The 21,251-nt window shown below is 56.6% G+C and carries 18 protein-coding genes; 13 read left to right on the top strand and 5 right to left on the bottom strand.

Annotated elements, in window-relative coordinates; genetic code table 11:
* The first annotated feature begins 65 nt into the window (after nt 1-65).
* Nucleotides 66-1,820 carry an alpha/beta hydrolase gene (locus tag ABLQ08_RS07680; protein WP_352940580.1) on the top strand — a complete coding sequence of 585 codons (1,755 nt, stop codon included), beginning with the start codon at nt 66-68 and terminating at the stop codon, nt 1,818-1,820.
* Nucleotides 1,821-1,898: 78 nt separating this feature from the next.
* Here the strand turns inward: ABLQ08_RS07680 and ABLQ08_RS07685 are convergent, their stop codons facing one another.
* On the bottom strand, nt 1,899-6,332 hold the full coding sequence (locus ABLQ08_RS07685) for a hypothetical protein (RefSeq protein ID WP_352940581.1): 4,434 nt from the start codon (nt 6,330-6,332) through the stop codon (nt 1,899-1,901).
* A gap of 382 nt (nt 6,333-6,714) precedes the next feature.
* The gene (locus tag ABLQ08_RS07690; protein ID WP_352940582.1) at nt 6,715-7,806 is read right to left on the bottom strand and encodes a YeeE/YedE family protein; all 1,092 of its coding nucleotides are present in this window, start codon (nt 7,804-7,806) and stop codon (nt 6,715-6,717) included.
* 131 nt (nt 7,807-7,937) lie between these two features.
* Between ABLQ08_RS07690 and ABLQ08_RS07695 the strand changes: the two genes are divergently transcribed.
* The gene (locus ABLQ08_RS07695) at nt 7,938-8,876 is read left to right on the top strand and encodes an MBL fold metallo-hydrolase (RefSeq protein WP_352940583.1); all 939 of its coding nucleotides are present in this window, start codon (nt 7,938-7,940) and stop codon (nt 8,874-8,876) included.
* Between the two features lie 18 nt (nt 8,877-8,894).
* Here ABLQ08_RS07695 and ABLQ08_RS07700 read toward each other — a convergent pair whose 3' ends face one another.
* From ABLQ08_RS07700 to ABLQ08_RS07710, 3 genes are all read right to left on the bottom strand, one after another.
* The gene (locus ABLQ08_RS07700; RefSeq protein ID WP_352940584.1) at nt 8,895-10,001 is read right to left on the bottom strand and encodes a YeeE/YedE family protein; all 1,107 of its coding nucleotides are present in this window, start codon (nt 9,999-10,001) and stop codon (nt 8,895-8,897) included.
* A 158-nt stretch (nt 10,002-10,159) separates the two neighbouring features.
* Complete coding sequence (locus tag ABLQ08_RS07705; protein ID WP_352940585.1) at nt 10,160-10,510, bottom strand: ArsR/SmtB family transcription factor; 351 nt, start codon at nt 10,508-10,510, stop codon at nt 10,160-10,162.
* Between the two features lie 93 nt (nt 10,511-10,603).
* The gene (locus ABLQ08_RS07710) at nt 10,604-10,978 is read right to left on the bottom strand and encodes a transcriptional regulator (RefSeq protein ID WP_417714902.1); all 375 of its coding nucleotides are present in this window, start codon (nt 10,976-10,978) and stop codon (nt 10,604-10,606) included.
* A 91-nt stretch (nt 10,979-11,069) separates the two neighbouring features.
* Here ABLQ08_RS07710 and ABLQ08_RS07715 point away from each other — a divergent pair, with 91 nt between their 5' ends.
* The 11 genes from ABLQ08_RS07715 to ABLQ08_RS07765 all read left to right on the top strand — a co-directional run bounded on the left by ABLQ08_RS07715 (nt 11,070) and on the right by ABLQ08_RS07765 (nt 21,191).
* Complete coding sequence (locus tag ABLQ08_RS07715) at nt 11,070-11,804, top strand: cytochrome c biogenesis CcdA family protein (protein WP_352940586.1); 735 nt, start codon at nt 11,070-11,072, stop codon at nt 11,802-11,804.
* A 21-nt stretch (nt 11,805-11,825) separates the two neighbouring features.
* Nucleotides 11,826-12,419, top strand: coding sequence for a SoxW family protein (locus ABLQ08_RS07720; RefSeq protein ID WP_352940587.1), 594 nt, complete (start codon nt 11,826-11,828; stop codon nt 12,417-12,419).
* A 157-nt stretch (nt 12,420-12,576) separates the two neighbouring features.
* The gene (gene soxX / locus ABLQ08_RS07725) at nt 12,577-13,056 is read left to right on the top strand and encodes a sulfur oxidation c-type cytochrome SoxX (protein WP_352942546.1); all 480 of its coding nucleotides are present in this window, start codon (nt 12,577-12,579) and stop codon (nt 13,054-13,056) included.
* Between the two features lie 23 nt (nt 13,057-13,079).
* On the top strand, nt 13,080-13,529 hold the full coding sequence (gene soxY, locus ABLQ08_RS07730; protein ID WP_352940588.1) for a thiosulfate oxidation carrier protein SoxY: 450 nt from the start codon (nt 13,080-13,082) through the stop codon (nt 13,527-13,529).
* 19 nt (nt 13,530-13,548) lie between these two features.
* Complete coding sequence (gene soxZ / locus ABLQ08_RS07735) at nt 13,549-13,878, top strand: thiosulfate oxidation carrier complex protein SoxZ (protein ID WP_352940589.1); 330 nt, start codon at nt 13,549-13,551, stop codon at nt 13,876-13,878.
* A 53-nt stretch (nt 13,879-13,931) separates the two neighbouring features.
* A complete protein-coding gene (soxA, locus tag ABLQ08_RS07740; RefSeq protein ID WP_352940590.1) occupies nt 13,932-14,789 on the top strand; it encodes a sulfur oxidation c-type cytochrome SoxA in 858 nt (285 codons plus the stop codon).
* A 174-nt stretch (nt 14,790-14,963) separates the two neighbouring features.
* On the top strand, nt 14,964-16,658 hold the full coding sequence (gene soxB / locus ABLQ08_RS07745; protein ID WP_352940591.1) for a thiosulfohydrolase SoxB: 1,695 nt from the start codon (nt 14,964-14,966) through the stop codon (nt 16,656-16,658).
* A 52-nt stretch (nt 16,659-16,710) separates the two neighbouring features.
* The gene (soxC, locus tag ABLQ08_RS07750; RefSeq protein ID WP_352940592.1) at nt 16,711-17,985 is read left to right on the top strand and encodes a sulfite dehydrogenase; all 1,275 of its coding nucleotides are present in this window, start codon (nt 16,711-16,713) and stop codon (nt 17,983-17,985) included.
* Nucleotides 17,969-19,075, top strand: coding sequence for a c-type cytochrome (locus ABLQ08_RS07755; RefSeq protein ID WP_352940593.1), 1,107 nt, complete (start codon nt 17,969-17,971; stop codon nt 19,073-19,075). Before soxC ends, ABLQ08_RS07755 begins: the two co-directional genes overlap by 17 nt.
* Nucleotides 19,076-19,129: 54 nt before the next feature.
* Complete coding sequence (locus tag ABLQ08_RS07760) at nt 19,130-19,861, top strand: c-type cytochrome (RefSeq protein WP_352940594.1); 732 nt, start codon at nt 19,130-19,132, stop codon at nt 19,859-19,861.
* 52 nt (nt 19,862-19,913) lie between these two features.
* Nucleotides 19,914-21,191 carry an NAD(P)/FAD-dependent oxidoreductase gene (locus ABLQ08_RS07765; protein ID WP_352940595.1) on the top strand — a complete coding sequence of 426 codons (1,278 nt, stop codon included), beginning with the start codon at nt 19,914-19,916 and terminating at the stop codon, nt 21,189-21,191.
* Nucleotides 21,192-21,251 lie beyond the last annotated feature (60 nt).

Below are 21,251 nucleotides of genomic sequence, written 5' to 3' on the forward strand. Positions count from 1 at the left end.
ACACACAGCGTATATTAAGGTCCAGGCCATCGCTCGTCACCAACTTGGCACGCAGGATTCTGGTAATGATTCTCCGCCGTTTGTATGTATTGTTTCTTGTTATCTCATTTACTTCCGTTTCTCTTCCCGTTCATGCCCAGCAAACAATCGAAGTCGACCCGGTCAGCATTGAAACCCGGCTTGCGGGACAGCCCGGCATTAACGGCAAGCTGGCCGTTCTTGAAACCGCACTTGCGGAAATTCAAAAGTCGAAGACCCCAGACCTCGGACTGTTTTTCGATCTTGGAACCCTCCGCCTTGAATTGCTGTTGAAACAGGACAAGCAACTCGAAGCTGCCGACCAGGCTGCGCAACTGGCCCAGATTGCTATTTCTCAACGGCAGATACTGAACCGGAATCCACTGCCGTTTTTGCGCCGGGCGGCAGTTCTTTACGAAGAAATCGGGAAATACAGGAACGCGATCGGTGTTCTTGAGGCGGAGCTCAACCAAAGGCTTGAGGGTGGGCAATCGGGTGAAGAAATTGCAAGGGTGCAGCGGGATCTGGCACATATTGCGAAACTGCAGGGAAATGCCTCGCAGGCGGAAAAATACCTGGCCCTTGCCGAGGCTGCCCTGGCACCGACTGAAGCAGGCACGCGCTCCGGGGAAGAAAAGGGGTATCACGAGGTCGACGTGTTTTATGCCACCGATCGGAAGCAGACCGGTGAAACCGAACCGTCCGACTTTTACGGCTATGACCGCGGAGATCTCGAATTCGGTATTGTTTCGGTCACCATTCCCGACACGCACGTTCCAGGTGCCATTGAAACGCCATCCATCTGGAAACTCGAATTCGGTCCCGAACCGGCCAAGCACATCATGGTGCAGAAGGTTGAACCGCAAGCAGCCGACGAATACTTCGCTCGCATGCAATCCGAAATGAAACAGAGAGATCGCAAGGAAGCATTCGTTTTCATCCACGGCTTCAACACGAGCTTCGATGCCGCGGCCAAACGAGCGGCGCAGCTGGCGTATGACATGGATTACCGGGGCGTTCCCGTGCTCTATTCATGGCCGTCCGCCGGAAAAACCTTCATGTATGTCGCCGATACCGCAGTTGTGCGCCTGAGTGGGCGGCGTCTCTATGCGTTTCTTCAGGACCTGAAGTCCCGGTCGGGTGCCGACGTCATACACATCGTTGCTCACAGCATGGGCAACCGCGCCCTCACCGATGCGCTCGAACTTCTGGCAACAAAACACACCGCCGAAGGAAAATCGGAACCGATATTCGGCCAGGTCTTCTTTGCGGCACCGGATGTCGATGCCGGACTGTTCAGGGAAATGCTCGACACGATCAGACCTCTGGCTCAGCGCATGACCCTTTACACCTCCCAAGAAGATTGGGCCCTTGTCGCCTCCAGGAAGCTACATGGTGACGCGCCGCGTGCGGGCCAGGCCGGCCAGTCACTGCTGACAAGCGAAGTCTTCGATACCATCGATATGTCTGCGCTGGGCGAAGACATGCTTGCCCATACATACTTCGCCAATGACAGTTCAGCGCTGGCCGACATTATGTCGTTGATCTGGTTGAACGCGGCTCCGGACCAACGCTGTGGACTGCAGAAAGTCGACCGCATTCAAAAAGCATCGTCCTGGAAGTATGAAAAGGGTTCCTGCCCGGATACGGATGTCATCAACCTGATCAAATTGCTTTGGGGCGAAAGTGAAGTGTCGGTCGATCAAATCAAGAAACAGATCAAAGCCCAGTTCGATGACCCGGCCCGGATCGCCGCGATAGAGGCGTGGCTGGACAAATTGCCCCCGGTATCCAGCGACTGATCAGCAGTCGGCTGAGAGATCCTGCCCCATTCCTCACGCGCCGCCTTGCTTTTCTGCGAAAGGCGGCGCGGCCGTTCATCAGTTCGGGATGCCGAGAACCACATCTGCCCGGCTTGTCTGGCGAAAATCGAACAGAGCAGGCTGTTGCGCAGGAATCTCCGGCTTGTCCTCGTCTTCAAGCAACGAAAAAGCCCCCCTGCTGAGCGGTTCGAACACTCCCGTGCGCAAGCTGCGATAAAGGTCTGGCACGCGGTCCCGGCTATATCCCAACAACTCGCCGATGCTGACAGATCCATCATTGGGCGCACGATCCGCCTGCCCGGCCTCCAGTCCTTCCCGCATTAGCGCGTAGGTTAGAGCGCCATGACGCAAGGTGTCACTTTCAAGGGCAACCGCTTCAGCCTGGCTTGCCGCCATCACGCGCATGGATTTGTCGTAGGCAATCTGCCCGAGTCCCTTGCTGCCCATTGGCCCCGGCTTGAAGCCCGATCCTTCGACCGACGCGGCAGAGTTACACGCGTCGATAACCAGAACCATGTCACGTGCATCAATACCTCTCAAAAGGCCGGTGAGACGGTCACTGTCGAGACTGGAGCTCAACATGTCATCCGACATCTGGCGCCCCTTTGTTCCTGCCCCGAATTCTTGCGTGAAGAAATGAAATCGGCCATCGGATCCCGCTAGACCGTGGCCTGCGAAAGCGATGTAAACCAGATCCTGCGGGCGCGCCTTGGGAAGAATCGGTAACTGGTCTCGCAGCCTCTCAGGCAGGGATGCATCAAGCGGTCGGCCGGACAATTGACCGATGACAGTTTCAATCACGTCCCGGCGTGCAAGGCGAACTTCGCTCTCGGCTTCCGAAATACGTGACAGCAGTCCCACACTGTATACCTTGTCGAAAGCTCCGCTCGCTTCGATCGCCCGCCGCATGATTTCTGCCGTTGCCTCCGCATCGGAAGCCGCATAGCTCAGGTTCCAGGCTGGATTGTCGTACGCATTGACACCAACTGCGATAACAAACGCCCTTCTGCCAACATCGACGGAAAGTCCTTCAGGTACTTGAAAACCCTTTTCGACCGACCTCCCCTTGATGCCATCGCTGTTAAAGGCATAGGCGGAGAACTGCACCGCAGTCTGATCAGACGGTAACGCGATGTCATCGAACTGAAGCTCAACCGTCCCATCCGCTCCCAACCTGGGCGATTCAGCAAGCGCCACAAGCTGGCCATCCCGGAAAAGCTTGATTGCTCCGAGCCCGCTTCGAACCCCGTTGCGTTCTCTTTCGGCAACAGCCAGCCGGATGGTTACCGACGGCGAGAGCTCACCTCTTTGCGACGGCGGGATGACATCAATACCATCGATTTCAGGTGTTACCCTGATCTTGTCCTGGGGTGGTGCCAGTGGCGCCAACTCTTCACCTGCTATCAGCCGCGCCAGCAACCGCGGTTCGTAATATTCCTGGATAAATGCTTCAACTGGTACAGGGAAAAGCGGTTCGTCCTCCACGATCCAGCTCAAGCGGCCGACATTACCCGGATCAGAAGCATCATAACGACCTTCAGGTCCAACGACGGCCCAACCACCATTTGCAAGGTTCAACAGCCCTCCAAGCTTTTCTGTCGTCTCGATGTGAAAAATCGAGACAAGACCGGAAGTTTCCATCGCCGCCAGGAGAGTATTGTCGGGGGAAATCGCGATCGCGTGGGCAGGCATCACAGCCTGAAATACCTGCGCATCCAGCATTCTGGATCTTCCGGTTTCCCTGTCCCACAATAGAACCCGTTCATCTGAGTCCATGACGACAAGCAGCTTACCGTCCGGTGACGCCGTCGCACGAGCCGGTCGAAGCCCAAGCAGATCAATCTGCGGCGGATCGGCCATGTCCGGCGACATCAGAAATTCCGCAAATCCACGTCCGTCGCTTTTCAGCAAAGCGAAGAGTTCAGGTCCGTTGCCCGGATGAGAAATTCGTACCGGCACGACTTGCGGGCCGAAAACGGGGCCAGGCTTCCATTTGTGGGTCGTCTCGCCCGTTTCGGCATCAAGGGCAACGAGATCGTAATCGGTAAATACGCCGCCAAATTTCACCAGCACATGCCGGCCATCGGTCGTCAAGGCAGCGCTCTCGATTGAACGAACCTCCATTCCCGCCAACTCGTCCGAAATTTTCCAGATCTGGGGATCTGTCCGGTTGCGAACATCCTGCATCACCAGTTCATTTGTGGCGTGGATCAACAACCGTTTGCCACCCGAATCGAGGGAGCGTCTGTGAAGCGTATAGGTGCCGGGCGCCGGGAGCAGATACGAAGAGGTATCACCGTCCTCTAAACGGCCCTGTGGCCAGATCACGGTCCCCTCATCTGCTGCAATTGCGAAAGTTTCGCCGCCCGAGTAAATGCTTGAGCCCGTCATGATAAACGAGAAGACACTATCTTCTGCCGGCTTCGGAAGTGGCAGGTTTCGAGTGCTGCGATCATTGCCGACGTAGTTCAGACCCTTGCCAGACTCAGCGTAAAAATACCCACTATCATTGAACTTCAAACCGTCGCCGAACTCATGGTCTTGAATTCCGGACATCTGGCCGGTTTCAAGATCCCAAATCGCCGACTGTGAATTGAAAGTCACAACCAGCTTCTTGCCATCAGGCGAAAATGCAATGCCCTTAGGCTTGCGCCCTCCGATCGCAATGCGTGTGTGAAGAAGATAACTTTCGGCATCCAGTTCAACGGGACTGCCGACCGCCCCCTTTGCCGCGAGCAGAGCCTTAAGGTCCCACACGAGCGTGTTGTTGGGCGTTTCATGGCCGCCATACTCGGTCGCGGTCACCAGCCTCGAGAAGTCCCGGGAGACTTTCATCTGATACAAGTGACTGCCATTGCCAGTCTCCGACAGCGGTACTGCCACCTTGAATAAGGTTTCCAGATTCCGGGTTTCCAATCCAAAAATCTCTGCCGGTTTGTCGGCCGGGGCGGTATTTTCACCTTCCACACCAATCAGGACAAGCTGGTCCGGGAGAGCCTGGATCGCCTGGATCGCTCCGTCCCCAAGTGCCCTCTGCCCAGACGGTTCTCCTTCCGCAGTGAATTTCAAGATCCTGCCGTCTTTGGTGCCCACATAGGCGTTACCCTGAGGGTCACAGCCAAGAACCGATACTTCAATCCCTTCCAGCGGACGGCTGTGAACCACACCCGATTGCTCGGGAGTGGAATGATCGAAATTCACGAATTGCAGGGTTAACCCGGTTTCTTCCTCCGAGACCAGAAATATCCGCTGCCCACAGGCAGCTGCCTTTTTTAGGTAAAGGGGAACGTTGAGATCGATACCCGATACTTCGTCCGACGAAGGTTGGAATTCACATCCTCTGATATGGCAGATGAGATATCCGACACCGTCACCCAACGACTGGAACAACAGGGGAATACTTCCCGACGGCTGGTATCGTTTCAATATCCGGCGGGTTCTTATATCGAACATCTGAATATTGTCACTGCCAAGAACCACCAATCGGTCGCCGTCGCCGGAGAAGACCATTCGAGCCAGGTGGTAGCTGCCGAATTCGCGGATCGCACGACCCGTTGCCAGGTCCCATAACCAGAGCTGACCATCATAGTCCGCTGTCGCAATCAGACTATTGTCCGGCGACAGGGCAACATCGGTCAGATTTTCCAAACCGCCGAGCCCTGCGACCAGTTTTGGAAGAGCTGCTTGCTGAACTTCCGCCTCACCGGCGGCGTTCTCTTTTTGTGAATGCAACTCGATTACGCCATCCGACCGGACAATTGCGAGCTGCTGACCGTCGATACTCAATTCAGGATATGCGGATTCGGTTGAACTGGAATAATCGAACAGTTGAACCGGGTCTGGACCTTTCTTCAGGTCGAACACAAGAATTCGCCTTGAGGTCTTGTTCGAATAGTCGACAAGAGCGACGCGTACGCCGTCGTCAACAAACCCGAGCGACCCGACATATTGCGAATCCTGCTGGGGAACCGGAAAATCCTGGTCGATTTTCCCTGTTCCAATGTCATAGACCCGGACGATATCTTCACTGGACGACGGATCAGTCATCGCCACGGCGAGGCGGTTCTCATCGGCCGAAAGGACCCATGCCGGCGCGTAGACCCAGGTCGTAAGATATTCAGGAAGGTTGGAGGCCTTGCTGAACTGGGATGTCCCGTCCCGCCTGAAACTGAAAAGGCCGGCAGCGGCCTGAAAATAGGCAATTCCTTCGTTTGAGACGACAAGAGGAACAGCTCCTTCGGGGGGCTCGAACCGGTGCCGGGTTCCCGCATCAGCGTCGAAGTAATACGCACGGGGATCCGCCGTTCCGGCGATGCTGCGGTCTGGAACGACGACATGGTATCTGCCGTTGCGGCTGGAACGTGTTTTTGGCAACGCTCCAAGTATGAGAAAGTCGGTCTCAAATACCGGTTCGCTGGCCCCGATCTCGGACACGACAAGGCTGGAACGTTGTCCGGAACCGAATTCTCCATTTGAAACCAAACGCGTCATGCGTGTGCCGTCGTCCGAAACACTCTTGAGATCCGTCAATCCCTGCAATACCGGCCTGACCGCACTCCCGTCCGCAGCGTTGAAAAATTTAAGGATATTGCCGACTGATCTGAGCTGTCCGCCGGTGTCGAACGAATAAGCAGTATTGCCATCACTTTCTTGCCGGTCGGACCATTTCAGCTCGAAAGCGGGTGCGGGAACAGAAAATGTCAGAATAAACAGGACGCAAAAAAAGAAAGGCCGGAAAGGCCCTGAATAAAAAGTTCGCATAATCCCCCCGTTGGATTTGGCGCTTATGCTCCAATACCGTCGAGCATAAAGCGCAGGATGCGGAGAGGAAACCGTTTCTTGAATCCGGATCGAACGCAGCCCCAGCCTCTGATCAGGGATTGTTCCCGACCGGGCCCGCAGGCAGGTTTTTGGTAGCGTTGTAACCGCTCAGCGCCTTGTCCGTGATCGCTGCGGAAAGCCAGATTGCAGTCAGGGTCATCCAGGCCGTTAGCGCAAAAATAGAGGCACCGGTGATCCCGGCACCGACGGCGCAGCCTCCGGCAAGCATTCCACCAAAGCCCATCAGGGTTGCACCGGTCATATAGCGAGCCATCGACTTTCCACCTTCGAAACCCTGAAGCAGGAGTTCGCGTGTCAGGAAAGCTGCCAGGAACGAACCAAGGAATACGCCAGGCACCAGTCCCGTGTCGAAATCAAGGACATCTCCAGGTGGAGACAGGACGAGCATCAGCGTGTCCGCGGAAGGTCCGGTGAAAGTGACGCCTTCCACCTGTACCGGATCAAACGCCTGCCCGGCCATGCTGGAGGTGAACCACCAGGCCAGTGGGATAGCCAGGCCTGCTCCCGCGGCTGTAACAAGTTGCCAGACAGGAACCCGGCTCCGCCAGGCAAAAACCAGACCGGCCAGGAACCAGAAAACGGCGAAGATAACCGCAGCGTTGAATGACAGCCCCAGCAAGGCGGTCAGATCGTTGCTGCCGATATCGCTCGTGGTCCAGATGCCGGCGAACCATTCGCGCAACGGCTTCAGGCTGCCGCGCAAACTCGCCTGTGCGACGACGGCAAAGACCAAACCTGAAAGCAGGGCACGCAGGTTACCCGTTGCTGAAAGCACCAGGAGACGGCTGGCGCATCCACGTGCCAGCACCATTCCGGCACCGAACATCAACCCGCCGAGAACAGCGCCCGACAGACTTTGAGGGGATGCCAGCTGACGGGCTTCATGAGCCTGGACCTCGCCCAGCTGTATCAGGACCTGAGTACCGATCAGTGCCGATGAAAATGCCAACAACCAAACCGGCAATCGCTCACTAGGGGTTCCCCTGGCAAATTCCAGAGATGCTGCTCTGAGGCAAAACCTGCTTTGCTGAGCAAAGGCGCCAAAGACAACGCCGACTATCAAGCCGCCAATGGTGAGGAGCCATGCTTCGGAAATGTGGTCCAGCAGATAGGTCAAGTCCATCAGTTACTCCCGAAATCCTGCCAGGAAGGAGCTGTTCTTCCTTCAGCTTTGAAGACCGCGATCGTCTTCTGCATTGACCTTTCTCAAGGAAACATAGATAAATTCAAAAGTTTGAATATGTGGAGTGAGAAATGTCTGAAACGAACCGGTTCCAAATGTCGAGACGAAATGTTCTGGCAGGTGGGCTCGCCCTCACGGCCACAGCTCTTGCCGGTCCGACGCGCAGAGCCGTTGCCGAAACCAGCTTTGCTTTTGGTGACCACGAAATCACGATCTTCTCGGACGGGCACCTCACCCTTCCCATGAATTTCGTGCTTCCGGAACAGAGCGAAGACGAAGTTGCGGCTCTGCTGTCAGCGCACAACATGCCGACGGATGCACTGACGCCTGACTGCAACGTCACTCTTTTGCGCAGCGGTGATCGGCTTGTTCTTTTCGACGTCGGCTCAGGCAGCAACTTTCAATCCAGTGTAGGCGAACTCGTCGGCAAACTGGAGGAAGCGGAAATCGATCCGGCAGACATTACCGACGTTGTCCTGACCCATGCGCATCCGGATCATCTTTGGGGCATTCTGGATGAGTTTGACGACCCGCTCTACTCAGAGGCGAATGTATGGGTGCCGGAAGCGGAATGGAATTACTGGCGCTCTGACGAAACGCTTGCCGGAACGCCGGATGAAAGAAAGAGTTTCGTCGTCGGGGCCCAATCCCGTTTTGACGCCATTGAGGAACAGGTTTCCATGATCAAACCGGGTCAGGAAGTCTTACCCGGGGTGGAAGCGATCGATACGGCGGGGCACACACCTGGCCACATGTCCTACATGATCCACAATGGCTCGGAGAGTGTTCTTGTTGTCGGCGACGCCATATCCAACAGCGTCATTTCATTCGAGAAACCGGGTTGGGTCTCCGGATCTGATCAGGACGCCCAACAGGGCATCGCGACCCGCAAGATGCTTCTCGACCGGCTCGCCCGGGACGGCTCACGCCTGATCGGCTACCACTTCCCGCATCCGGGCAGCGGACGGGTCGAGAAAACATCTTCGGCTTACCGGTTTGCTGTCGGCTAACAGCCCTGCCCTTTGCGGTTACTCGGCCGCGGTATGGTGCACGCCATCATGATTACGGCGGAAGGCTGCAAGAGCGGAGCCTTCCATCAACCAGGCCAGGCCAACCTTGGCACCAAATGCCATGGACACCATCACGATGGGGGCGGAAATCGCCAGCGTGGAAAAGCCGGTAATCCCCTGCCCGACCGTACAACCCATGGAAAACACACCGCCAACACCCATGAGTGTGCCGCCGAGGATGTGACGCCCGAGTTCCCGGGCGTCGTCGCAAGCCTCCCAGCGAATGTCCCGCTTCCACATGGCTGCAAGAACCGCGCCGATCAGCGTGCCGACAATCAGACCGACCGCATAGTCGGGCCAGGTTCCGGTGTAGGTGATGAGCTGCATGATCGTATCGCCGACCGGCACCACAAAGGAACCCGCCTCGATCTGAACCGGATCAAACGATCTTTCGGCAATGAAGGTCGTCGCCCACCAGCCGAAGGCGATTACGCCACCGATCGCCAGAGCCGCTCCGATCTTCGTGTATTGGTGGCGATATGAAGCCGACTTGAAAACCCAGGCGAGACCGATCGCCGCGATGATCGCCGCAACGGCTTCCTGCAGCCGCAGTCCTGTCATTGCCGACAGGATGTCACCTATCGACTGGCTGCCGGTGCCTTCGAAGGAAATGGCCAGATCGTCCACTATGGGAACTCGCAGGATGCCAACGATTCCCCGCTGTGCCGCCAGCGCTGCCAATCCGATGACAGTCAGGACGACAAGAGCACGCAAACTGCCGCCCCCGAGGCGCAGCACGGCACCAAACCCGCAGGTACCGACCAGCGCCATGCCGATCCCGAACATGAACCCACCGAGAATTGCCCCTGTCCACGGAAAATCTGAGGAGAGGTAGAAGGAAGCAGCCGGGTTGGCAACGCCAAGTGCAACGAGAACCTGCGTCCCGATAAGCGCGAATACCGCCGCCAGCACCCAGGTACGCAAGCTGCTGCTGTCGCCCGCATACCAATGCCGCTCCAGTGCCGACAAGGTGCAGAAGTGGGTGGCGCGGGCAACGAAACCCAACACGCACCCTGCGAGCACTCCCAGCAACGGGAGCAGCAACATCGGGTTCAGCTCTGTCATAAATCCTTGCCCCAACGGGGACCCTGAAGCGTTTCCTCTGCCGTGCTTCGGCGCTTATGCGCTCTTTGACGGTTGCCGAAAACGTAGCAGGGCCTCCTGCCGACAGCAAACGAAGACCATGCTGCAGTGCAAGGCGGGTTTCGGAAATACTTCGAAATTCAGTCGGATTGCGGACGAACGTCTTTGCAGAAGAGTTCGTAGAGTGTGGCGATGATTGAACTCACTTCGTCATCGACAAGGCTGTAGTAGATCATTCGGCCTTCACGGCGGGATTGAACCAGTCCTTCCAGACGCAGACGAGCCAGCTGTTGAGAGACTGCGGCCTGCGGCATCGTAAGAATATCTTCCAGCTCGGACACAGACTTCTCGCCTTCAGACAAAAGGCACAGAATCACAAGCCGCACCTCGTGAGAAAGTGCTTTCAGCAGATCGCTTGCTTTTCTCGCCTGCTGCATGAGCTGGTCGAGATCTTTTGGGTCCATGTCTTTACTGAAGACCGGCAAGTTCATCAGGTCGCATTGTCCTTACTAGTCATGTGTTCACAGTGACGTATAGTCTCTGGTTCCGTTACATGGAACAAGTCGGACGGCAGATCAATATTATTAGTTGATCTTTTCAGGCAACTTTTCCAGCATCCCCGACAAAAGCGGCCAGAAGAAATGCTCTCCCGGATAACCGCGCAACCGATCGATTTCGACTCCTCCTTCCACCAGAATGAAGGTCGGGGTCAACCGTTCCTTCAAAACGCCGGACAAATCCTCCGGCCAGGGGTCCGTGATGTCGATTCGACGCAAGGGAGCCCTTTGTCCCTCTTCCGTCTTGGGATAAGCAACGCCAATTTCCTCATTCCAGCGCTGACACCAGACACAGCCCGGCTGCTCAAGCATGATCAATTCGGCCGCATGAACGGCCTGAACCGAAAAAAGGCTTAAATTCAACACACTTACAAGGGTGATCAGTCGCGCGACGGCCCTCATGAAACATTCTCCGCATTTCTTTGATTGCAATATATATGAATATTTGAATATTTTAAAGCCATTGCTATCGAGATTCGTCGGGAGGATTTGAATGCTCGATATTTCCCTGGGCGCCGCATTTCTTGCCGGACTGCTCTCATTCGTATCCCCTTGCGTGCTGCCGATCGTGCCGCCCTATTTGTGCTATCTGGCCGGCGTCAGCGTCGATGAGCTGAAGGGTGAAGCCGCCAGTAAAAACACCGGGCGACGAGTGATCCTCGCTGCCATTGCCTTCGTCTTCGGGTTCTCCGTGGTCTTCGTCGCTTTGGGCGCAACAGCAAGCGTCATCGGTCAATCCATAGCACGCTACTACGACATTCTGTCCTATGTGGCCGGAACGATCATCATTGTCATGGGGCTGCACTTTCTGGGTGTCTTCAGGATAGGCCTGCTCTTCCGCGAGGCACGCATCCAGGTCGAGAGCAAACCGGCCGGCCTTGTCGGCGCTTTCATCATGGGCCTGGCCTTCGCCTTTGGCTGGACTCCATGTGTCGGCCCGGTCCTTGCTGCAATCCTGTTTGTCGCCGGTTCTTCCGACACAACCTGGCATGGCGCTGGGCTGCTGGCGGTTTACGCGCTCGGCATCGGCCTCCCCTTCGTTCTGGCGGCGGCCTTTGCCAGCCGGTTCCTCAAACTTGCCGGGCGTTTCCGCAAACATCTGGGCACGGTCGAGAAAGTCATGGGTGGCCTGCTTGTGCTGACAGGTCTGCTTTTTGTAACCGGTCAGATGTCGGCCATTGCTTTCTGGCTTCTCGAAACATTTCCGATTTTCACACAAATCGGTTGAGCTCATCAGGGAGAATTGACGATGCGTATCTGGAAACCTCTATTGCTCGCCTTTGGCATCACCTTGGCAATCACAACACTCGGCTCGGCCGCCACGGTCGGTGAGGATGGGTTGCACAAGCAAGATTGGTTCGCAGTCACATTCCGTGACATGAGCGAGGACATCGAGGCTGCTGCCGAACAGGGCAAGAGACTTGCCATCATCTTCGAGCAGAGAGGCTGCATCTATTGCCAGCAGATGCACGAGAAGATCCTCTCCGACCCGGAAGTTTCCGATTACATCAAGGAGAACTTCATGGTTGTTCAGTACAATATGTTCGGCGACGAGGAAGTGATCGACCTGGATGGCGATGAACTGACTGAAAAGACAGCGGCCCGCAAATGGGGTTTCGTTTTCACCCCAACCATCGTGTTCCTGCCTGAAGAGGTGCCTGCCGAAGGCACGGTTCCGGAAACAGCCGTTGCCACCATGCCCGGAGCATTCGGCAAATGGACTTTCCTCAACATGTTTCGCTGGGTTCGCGAAAAAGGTTACGAGGGAGACGAACATTTCCAGAAGTATCATGCCCGCATAATCAACAAGTTACGGGAAGAAGGTCGCCTGAAGTCGGAATAGGACTCGCCAATTCGGTGATGGTTGCATTTTCAACAAAAAGCCTATTGCATAACATATGCAAAAAATCATATCTTTTAATATGAGGAGGATGGGCAGACCGAATCCGGCTGCCTATGAAACGGGAACCCGTTTCGCATTGAGGAGGAAAGCCAACACTATGATGAAGGGCGCGACTTTAACAAGCCTGTCGGCCGCACTGGCCGGTCTGGCTGTCATGGCCGCATCCGTGGCAACCGCGGAAACGGTGGCACCGGACAGTGTTCCGATCGTGGACATGGAACTGCAGCAGTCTCTGACCGGTGCAAAGGGAGATCCCGTGGCGGGGCGCGAAACATTTGCAGACCGCAAGAAAGGCAATTGCCTTGCCTGTCATGCCAACGCGGACCTGAACGATCTGTTGTTCCACGGCGAAGTCGGACCTGAACTCGATGGAGTTGCCGACCGCTGGAGCGAAGCGCAACTGCGCGCCATTCTGGTGAACAGCAAGGATGTTTTTGGTGAGCAGACTATCATGCCCGGCTTCTACACTCTGAGATTGGGCTTGAACGTCGCCAAGGATCACAACGGTAAGACCATCCTTTCCGCTGAAGAAGTGGAAGATGTGGTCGCCTATCTCATGACACTCAAAGAAAACTGATCTCGACACTCAAGGAGCAAGAGATGACAATCACACGACGCCAAGTGTTTGGCCTCACGGCGGGCACAGCCGCCTTTCTGGCGTTCAAGCCGGAATTCTCATTCGCCGCAACCGACAAGGCAGAGGACGCCATCAAGGCGTTTACCGGTGGCGCAGCCCCCATGGAGGGCACGGTCGCTCTGGACACGCCTGAAATCGCAGAAAACGGCAACACCGTACCGGTGGGCGTTACCGTGGATAGCCCGATGACGGCTGACAGCTATGTTGCCTCGGTCCTTATCCTTGCCGACGGCAACCCGAACCCGGCAGTTGCCACGTTCCACTTTTCTCCGATGAGCGGTGAGGCGGAAGCCAAGACGCGTATCCGTCTGGCAAAGACCCAGAATGTTATTGCCGTCGCCAAGATGAACGACGGCTCCACCTATATCGACCGCAAGGAAGTCAAGGTCACTATCGGCGGCTGCGGCGGCTGAGCCAGAAAGGAACACGAACATGGCATCTGCTAAACCCCGCGTGAAAGTGCCGAAAAAGGCATCCCAGGGTGAAGTCATCACTATCAAGACGCTGATCAGCCACCCGATGGAATCCGGTCAGCGCAAGGACAAGAAAACCGGTGAACTGATCCCGCGCAAGATCATCAACAAGTTCACCTGCGAGTTTGACGGACAAACCGTATTCACCTGCGATCTCGATCCGGCCGTTTCGGCCAATCCTTACCTGCAGTTCAGCGCGAAAGTGGACCAGAGCGGAACGTTCAAGTTCACCTGGGTGGACGATGACGGCTCCGTTTACGAAACGGAGAAGAAGATAACGGTGAACTAGGCCGCGGCTGCAATTCGGCTGCACAAATCGGAGGAGGAGACGATTTGGCCAAAATGAATAAAGTAGCCCGGCTTTCGGCGTTGGTGACCGGGGCAAGTGTGCTTGCGATTGCCGTCACGCAATCCGCCTTGTCCGGGGAAGACAGCGAGCTGGTTGTCGAAGACGTCAAGTTCGTAACCAAGACTGAAGCACCTGCCGACCATCCGTTGGATGAGATCATTTCAGGGTGGCGTTTCCGTTCCGATGAAACGCAAGCTCTGCAGATGGATGACTTCGACAATCCGGCATTCACATCCGTCGACTATGGCGAGGAACTTTGGGAAACAGCCGAGGGAACCTCGGGCAAGTCCTGTGCGTCATGCCACGGCGATGCTTCTGAAAGCATGAAGGGCGTCCGTGCTTCCATGCCGAAATGGCATGAAGGCAAAGAGACACTGATGACCCTGGAAAACCACATCAACTGGTCCAGGCAGGAGCACCAGGGTGCCGACCCGTGGAAGTGGGAAAGCCCGGAAATGCTGGCGATGACGGCCTATATCGGCGTTCAATCGCGAGGCATGCCCGTTGAAGTGGCCGTCGACGGAAATGCCGAGGACTGGTTCAAGAAAGGCGAGGAACTTTACTACACCCGGGTCGGTCAGCTCGACATGTCTTGCTCTAATTGCCACGAAGACAATTATGGCAACATGATCCGTGCCGATCATCTCAGTCAGGGTCAGATCAACGGATTCCCGACTTACCGACTCAAGTGGCAGGGTGTCGGTTCCATCCATCGGCGCTTCAAGGGTTGCATGAAGAATATCCGTGCAGTGCCGTTCAAGCCAGGCTCCGATGAATTCAAGGCACTGGAACTCTATCTCGCCTGGCGCGGCCAGGGGCTTTCCGTGGAAACCCCGTCTGTCCGCCAATAAGTGCGCAATCCGGTGCAGCGCTCTTAGCTGCACCGGAGCAATTGGCCGCCCGAGCGGCACACGACAACTCGTCCCAGTTTGAACGAGTCAGGAAGGTGCGCGGGAAGCTGCGTGCCAACGGGAAAAATATGCATGTGACTGGACAAATCTCCGGTCAGCTTTGGAGTAAGCGGAATGTTCTCAAGACGTGAGTTCCTGATGGCAGCGACAGCAACAAGTGCGCTGCTTGGGTCGGGAATGGCTGGATCCTGGTCGCGCCTGATGGCGCAACAGGCGCTCACCGAAGATCAACTCTTGAGCATGGACCCCACGGGGCAGCTCACCCTCATTCACATCACCGATATTCATGCCCAGCTGAAGCCGATCTATTTCCGCGAGCCTTCCATAAATCTGGGTATTGGCGACGTGACCGGCAAACCACCCCATGTCACCGGCGCCGATTTCCTCAAGCTTTACAACATCGAACCGGGCACGCCGGACGCTTATGCCCTCACCTCCGAGGATTTCGTCTCCCTGGCGAAGACCTACGGCAAGATGGGCGGCATGGACCGGGTCGCTACCGTCATCAAGCGAATTCGGTCCGAGCGCGGCGACGACAATGTTCTGCTGCTGGACGGCGGGGACACCTGGCAGGGAAGCTATACGTCCAACGAGACGCTTGGCCAGGACATGGTCACGGTGATGAATGCCCTGCGGCCGGACGCCATGACCGGCCACTGGGAGTTCACCTATGGAACCGACAGGGTTCAGGAAATCATAGACGAACTGCCCTTCTCGTTCCTTGGCTCCAACATCAACGACAACGAATGGGATGAACCAGCATTCGAAGCCTGGAAGATGTTTGAGCGTGGCGGCGCCAAGGTTGCCGTGATCGGACAGGCATTCCCCTATACGCCGATCGCCAATCCCCGTTGGATGATCCCGGGCTGGTCCTTCGGCATCCGGGAAGAAGATATTGCAAAGCACGTTGAAGAAGCCAGAAGCGAAGGCGCCGACTTGGTCGTCCTTCTGTCCCACAACGGCTTTGACGTCGATCGGAAACTGGCGTCACGCGTCGACGGTATCGACGTCATTCTGGCCGGTCACACTCATGACGCTCTGCCCGAACCCGTCATCGTCAACGACACCTTGGTCATTGCGTCCGGCTCCAACGGCAAGTTCGTAACGCGGCTGGATCTCGACCTTCGGAACGGTAAGCTTGCTGGTTATTCTCACCGCCTGATCCCGATCTTTTCCGACATCATCACGCCGGATGCGGACATGGCCGCGCTGATCGATGAAGTCCGCGCACCATACGAGAAAGACCTGTCGCGCGTGCTTGGCCGCACCGAAAGCCTGCTTTACCGCCGTGGCAATTTCAACGGGACATTCGATGACCTGATCTGCCAGGCTTTGCTGGAAGAACGCGATGCCCAGATCGCGCTGTCTCCCGGCTTCAGATGGGGAACTTCCCTGCTTCCGGGACAGGACATCACTTTCGAAGATCTGCACAACGCCTGCGCCATGACCTATCCGGCTGCCTACCGTTCATCCATGAACGGCCAGATGTTGAAGGACATCCTGGAGGATGTTGGCGACAACCTCTTCAACAAGGATCCCTATTACCAGCAAGGTGGCGACATGGTTCGTGTCGGCGGCATGGGCTATACGATTGATCCGAACAAGGACATCGGCGAGCGCATCTCCAATATGACGCTGCTCGCGACCGGCGAAGCGATCGACCCTGCCAAGGACTACATCGTTACCGGCTGGGCATCGGTCAACGAAGACACCGAGGGACCCGCAATCGACGAAGTCGTCGAGGCGTACCTGACCAAAAACCCTGTCGTCAAGCTGCCGGACAACCAGTCCGTCAAACTGGCCGGCTGACCCTATTTTTCTTCAGAAAACTCCTGAGGACCCATCCCTGAGGATAAAATTCATGAGTGATACCAGAAAATCCAAATCACCAGACCTCTCACGGCGCTCCCTGCTGAAGGCAGGACTGGCAGCTGGTGCAGTGGCTGGCACTGCGGGCGCAGCACGTGCTGGCGGAGACCCTCTCATTACCGAGATACAGGACTGGAACCGGTATCTCGGTGACGGCGTGCAGTCCCGCCCATACGGCACGCCGTCGGAATTCGAGGCGCATGTCGTGCGCCGGGATGTGGAATGGCTGACTGCCTCAACCGAGAGCTCGGTCAATTTCACGCCCCTTCACGAACTCGACGGCATCATCACGCCCAACGGCCTGTGTTTCGAGCGCCACCACGGCGGCATCGCGGAAATCGATCCGGCCTCGCACCGCCTGATGATCAACGGTCTGGTGGATACTCCGCTCGTCTTCACGATGGAAGATCTGAAGCGCTTTCCCCGCGAAAACAGGATCTATTTCCTGGAATGCGCGGCAAATTCCGGCATGGAATGGCGCGGCTCCCAGCTCAATGGCTGTCAGTACACCCACGGCATGGTTCACTGTGTCATGTATACCGGCGTACCGCTCAAGCTGTTGCTGGAAGAAGCCGGCATCAAGACCAACGCCAAATGGATCATGCCGGAAGGCGCCGATGCGTCAGCCATGACCCGGTCCATCCCGATGGAAAAAGCGCTCGACGACTGCCTCGTCGCCTTCAAGATGAACGGCGAAGCGCTTCGTCCCGAGCAAGGATATCCCCTTCGCCTGGTCGTGCCGGGTTGGGAAGGCAACATGTGGGTCAAGTGGCTGCGCCGCCTGGAAGTCGGCGACGAACCTTGGCACCAGCGTGAGGAAACCTCCAAATACACGGACCTCATGGAAACCGGCAAGGCACGGCGTTTTACCTGGGTCATGGATGCGAAATCCGTCATCACCACGCCCAGCCCGCAGGCACCGATTTCTCATGGCAAGGGCCCCTTGGTGATCTCCGGTGTTGCCTGGTCCGGCAACGGCCGCATCAAGCGTGTCGATGTGTCCATCGATGGCGGCCGCAATTGGAAAACCGCCCGTGTTGATGGTCCCAGCCTTCCGAAAGCCCTGCATCGGTTCTACCTCGACATCGACTGGGACGGTTCGGATCTGCTGCTTCAGTCCCGTGCAATGGACGAGAATGGCTTTTACCAGCCCAGCAAGAACGAGTTGCGGGCTGCCCGTGGTGAAAACTCGATCTACCACAACAACGGCATCCAGACCTGGCATGTCAAAGCAGACGGAACGGTGGAAAATGTCGAAGTTTCTTAAATCCCTCAGCCTCTGCGCCGCACTCGCTACGCTGCCGCTCCTGTCGGGCACCACCCTGGCCGGAGATGTCGACAAGGGCAAGAAGGTCTTCAAGAAATGCGCCGCCTGCCATGCTGTCGGCGACAATGCAAAGAACAAGGTCGGTCCGCACCTGAATGAAGTCTTTGGACGGGCGGCCGGGTCGATTGAAGGCTACAAGTACTCCAAGGCGATGATTGCCGCCGGAACCGATGGTCTTGTCTGGGAAGAGGACACTCTGTCCACCTATCTCGAAAAACCGAAGGCAATGATCAAGGGCACGAAGATGGCCTTTGCGGGCCTGCGGAAGCAGCAGGACTTCGACAACATCCTTGCTTATCTGGCCACGTTCTCAAGCGCAGCTCCTGCAGAAGAAGAGCAGAGCGCCGCGGAACCCACAGCTGAACCGGACCAGGCCGCAGACGCAGCAGCGGCAGCTCCCGTGTCCAGCACGAGAGACGGTGGTGTCTTCGGTCTCGGCCGCAAGGCCACGCCGGAAGAAATCGCTGCCTGGGATATTGACGTCCGTCCTGATGGCCAGGGACTGCCCTTGGGATCCGGCACAGTCATGGATGGTGAAGTGCTCTACACGGACAATTGCGCGGTCTGTCACGGTGACTTTGGTGAAGGTGTCGGACGCTGGCCGGTTCTCGCAGGCGGTCACGACACATTGACAGAAGAGCGCCCAGAAAAAACGATCGGTTCCTATTGGCCATATCTTTCAACGGTTTACGACTACGTCCGCCGGGCCATGCCTTATGGCAATGCACGTTCGCTTACCGACGATGAAGTCTATGCCATCACTGCGTATCTGCTTTACCTGAACGACGTTGTCGAGGATGAGGATTTCGAGTTGTCAAACGAGAACTTTCTCGACATGCGGCTCCCCAACGAACAGAATTTTGTTGCGGACAGCCGCCCGGAGGAAGATCACTATGCAGAAAAGTCCGAGCCTTGCATGAGCGAGTGCAAGCCCGGACCGGTCGAAATCACCATGCGTGCCCGGATCCTGGACGTGACACCGGGCTCGGTTGACGACGACGCAGCTGCAGGAGTTGGCGGGGTCGATTGATCATCAAGGGTTTCGGGAGGACCCGAATTGGAAAAGGACCGGCAGCGCAGGCGAATGCCTCCTCTCTTCGGAGGGGCTGAGAGGCTGAGGGGGGCCTTGCCGGTCCTTGCCCTGTGTGGGGCCGCTCTGACGGCCTCCCCTTCCCTTTCGCAGGAAGGTGATCCTCAAAGGGGCGAAAACCTCTACAAGGACTGCAAATCCTGCCATCAGATCGGTGCAGGCGCTGCAAATCTTGTCGGCCCACATCTTGACGGACTGTTCGGACGCCAGGCCGGGGTCATCGATGGCTTCAAGTACTCCAGCGCGATGAAGAAGCTCGGACGGGAGGGACTCGTCTGGAACGAGTTCACTCTTGATCAGTATCTCGCCAAACCTCGCGCCTATGTTCCAGGAACACGGATGTCTTACCTGGGCATGAAGAAGCATTCGGACCGCATCGATCTGATCGCCTATCTGAAAACCTTGTCTCAAGAACAGCCCGCTGCAGATCCGCAAACCGCACAGGTGGCACGGGCAGAGATCGGCTCTGTTGCCATGAAACTGGATGGTGACGCGGAATACGGTGAGTATCTCTCCAGCGAATGCGTGACCTGCCATCAGGTTTCAGGCCGTGCGGACGGCATTCCCTCGATCGTTGGCTGGCCGAAGAACGCCTTCATCAGGGCGCTGTTCGAGTACAAGACCAATGTTCGAAGCCATCAGGTCATGCAGAACATGACGATCAACCTCGGAAACGAGGAAATCGCAGCACTTGCGGCTTATTTCGGATCGCTTGATCCACAGTGAAGGCGATCTGGCGAAAGCCGGTCGCTGTGCTGCAAACCCGGGAGGAAGGAAAATGCGGAAGATTTCACGCCGGACCTTTGGACTGCTGGCCGGAGCCGGCGCCACCTCTTTGGCTCTGCCTCACTATGCCCGCGCGCAAGGCAAGCCCAGGGCCGTAGTCATCGGAGGAGGTGCCGGGGGCGCAACCGCCGCACGATACATGGCCAAGGATGCCGGAGATGATCTGGACGTAACCCTGATCGAGGCAAACCCGGCTTACACGACTTGCTTCTTCTCCAACTTGTATCTCGGAGGTTTCAGAAGCTTCGACTCCATCACCCATGGCTACGACACCCTGGCATCGAACTACGGCATTACCGTCGTCAACGGCATGGCGGACGCCATCGACCGGGAAGCGAAAGAAGTTGTCATGGCAGACGGGTCCAGAGTTCCCTATGACCGGCTCGTCGTCGCTCCCGGCATCGATCTCATTTACGAAAGCGTACCGGGCTATTCGGCAGAAGCAGCGGAAATCATGCCGCATTCCTGGAAGGCTGGTCCACAGACACAGCTGCTCAAGTCCAAGTTGGACGCAATCGAGAATGGGCAGCAGATCGTCATGGTCACTCCACCCAATCCTTATCGCTGCCCACCGGGACCATACGAACGTGTTTCAATGATGGCGCATGTGCTGAAGGAAAAGGGCTTTGGTGACAGCAAGATCGTCATCATCGACCCCAAGCCCAAGTTCTCGAAGCAGGCGCTCTTCCAGGAAGGCTGGGAAAAGTACTATCCCGGAATGATCGAATGGTACGGACCCGACGTCCATGGCGGCATCAAGGGGGTCAACCCGGCAACCGGCGAAGTTGAAACCGACTTTGACACCTTCAAAGGAGACCTGGTCAATGTCATTCCGGCCCAGAAGGCCGGCAACATTGCGATCAAGACAGGCCTTGCCAACGATACCGGCTTCTGTCCGATTGATCCGAAATCCATGCGCTCACAAGTTGATGACAATATCTTCGTCATTGGCGATGCCTCGATCGCAGGCGACATGCCCAAATCCGGGTTCTCCGCAAACAGTCAGGCGAAGGTTGCTGCAATGGCTATCAGAGGAGATCTCATCGGGTCCAAGGTTTTCCCTGCAAAATACTCCAACACCTGCTGGAGCCTGATCGAGACCAATGACGGCGTGAAAGTCGGTGCCCAATATGCACCGACAGACGAAAAGATAGCCTCGACCTCGAAATTCATCAGCCAGACTGGGGAAGACGACGCCATTCGTCAGGCAACCTTCGAAGAATCCGTCGGTTGGTACAAGGGTATTACGACCGACATATTCGGCACTTAGAGTAAGGCTGTCATGGCCGCACAACTGCTGCGGTCATGGCACTGGCGAAATGCTCTTCAG

The organism is Roseibium sp. SCP14, from assembly GCF_040329475.1.
Classification (GTDB): domain Bacteria; phylum Pseudomonadota; class Alphaproteobacteria; order Rhizobiales; family Stappiaceae; genus Roseibium.